Below are 2,137 nucleotides of genomic sequence, written 5' to 3' on the forward strand. Positions count from 1 at the left end.
CCCTCGCCTCGACCCAGTCGTCGTCCTCGGGGTCGCCGCGGCCCACCGCACGGTCGGCCAGCTCGCCCGGCGGCGTGGCGAGACCGAGCTCGGCCTCCAGCAGCGTGGCGATCGCCGCGTGGCCCGTCTGTTGTTCGTTGCCGCTGCGGGGACGGCCCGACTCGTCCAGCAACTCCACGACGACCGTGACCCCGCCCCCCTCCGCGAACCGCTGCGTCACCGCCTCCCGCCGCGCCCCGTCGGCCGTCGACCCCGCGATCCCGGCCCGCAGCACCTCGGCCGCATCGACCCCGAACCACTGCCGGGCCTGCGCCAGCGCCTCCTCCCGGCCGTCCGCACCCCGCTCCAACAGCGCCCGCACACACCCGGTCGAGCCCCGCCGCGCCGCCGCCACCAGCGGCAACTCCCCGCTCGTACCGGGCAGTCGAGGATCGGCCCCGCCGTCCAGCAGCGCCCGCACCACCGCCTCGCGCCCCAATTGCACCGCCCACGTCAGCGCCCGGAAGCCACCCTCCTCGACGGCGTCCGCCCGCGCGCCCGCCGCGAGCAGCGCCCGCACCACCTCGGTGTTCCCCGCACACGCCGCCCCGCACAGCGGCAGGTCCGTGCCCTCACTGAGCCGGTTCGGATCCGCCCCGGCGGCGAGCAACAGCCGCACGATGCCCGGCTCGTCGCACATCGCCGCCCGGTACAGCACGCTCTCACCGGCCTCCGCGTCCGCGTCCGCGGGCACGCCGGCCCGCAACAGCCGCACCACCGCGTCCTCGTCGCCGCCGAGCACCGCCTCGTACAGCGCGCCGACGCCCACCTCCACCTCGTCGCTCATGCTGAGAGCCTCGCCCCGCGACGGCCGGTAAGCAAAGCATTTCGGCACATGCTTCCCCAGCCCGCACGCCCCGCCTGCCACGCGGACATACGGACGCGAGGGAGGCGGGCCCTTACGTGTCGCACTCCAGCACCGTGCGGCACAGCCCGCACCGCGCCCGCACCCGCCCGCGCACCGGCACCCGGATCCGCTGGTGACACGTCGGACAGGGGAACGACACCCGCAGCCCGGAGCGCCCCTGCGGACCTTCCGCCGAGAACGCGTACGGCCCGGCCGGCGCCGGCCCGTGCGGGCCGTGGTCCTGCGCGTAGCGGCGGTCCTTCGCGTACCGGCGCCTGCCCGCCCAGCCCGCCGCGGTGAGCGGCGGCTGCTGCTCGTCGCGCCGCGCCTGCGCCAGCCCCTTGGTGTACGCCGTGTACGCCTGCGCACTGGTGAACCACGTCTCCGGCGCCTCGCCGAACGCCAGCGACCGCTTCGCCAGCACGTACCCGAACTCCTCCGGCGTCAGATAGCCGAGCTTCTGCGACGACGCCGCGTCCTCCCGGTACGCGTCGAGCAGCAGCCAGCCCGCGCCGAGGTACGTCGCCGCGGTGTCGGTCAGGATCTCGTTGTCCCGCGTCCCCGGGAACGACAGGCCGAGGCGGTGCAGGTACACGTGCATGACCTCGTGCGCCAGCGCCGCCCCGATGTCCCTGCGATGCGTACGGAACCGGTCGTTCAGCTCGACGAAGTACTCCGGCCCCGCGGCCAGTTCGACGCTCGCCGCGTGCTGCATGTCCCGGAACCCGACGATCATGCGCGCGTCCGGCAGGTGGTAGTGCCGCACCAGCTCGCGCGCCACCCGCTGGGCCCCCAGGTGCACGTCGTCCTGGTCGCCGAAGGCCACGTCGGCCGGGACGACACTCGTCGCGAAGGTGTGCACGGTGTCGTACGAGAGACGCTTGTACAGCGCGGTGATCGCCGACCGCACGGTCTCCAGATGCGGATAGCCGTGCACCACCGGTCCGTCGTTCGCCACGCGCGCACCCCCTGGTGCCGCCGGGCCGTGTCCCCCCGGGGCCCGCGCCCGGACCCGGCACTTTCAGGGTACGGCCGCCCGGCCACGACGCCAGACCCCCGGCCCTGCGCACCCGGGCGGCGTCCGGCGTCCGTTAGTCCAACACCTGTCCCCGCTTTGTCCATGGGCGCTCTCGCCCCACGCGGCGCATCGTGATCGACACGCAAAGCCGCCGTGAGAAGGAGTGTTCCGTGTCGCCCACAGGCCAGCCGTTGCCGCCCACAGGCCGGACGAGGGACCACCAGGGCCAGGGG

The 2,137-nt window shown here is 74.8% G+C and carries 2 protein-coding genes; both read right to left on the reverse strand.

Annotation, left to right across the window (positions count from 1 at the left end):
- Positions 1-826 (reverse strand): ankyrin repeat domain-containing protein (locus G3I40_RS41155; protein ID WP_203645743.1); only part of this gene is annotated, 826 nt, incomplete at its 3' end.
- A gap of 112 nt (positions 827-938) precedes the next feature.
- Positions 939-1,844, reverse strand: coding sequence for a hypothetical protein (locus tag G3I40_RS41160; protein WP_164559920.1), 906 nt, complete (start codon positions 1,842-1,844; stop codon positions 939-941).
- Between the last annotated feature and the right edge of the window lie 293 nt (positions 1,845-2,137).

Source organism: Streptomyces sp. SID14478, assembly GCF_010548525.1.
GTDB lineage: Bacteria > Actinomycetota > Actinomycetes > Streptomycetales > Streptomycetaceae > Streptomyces.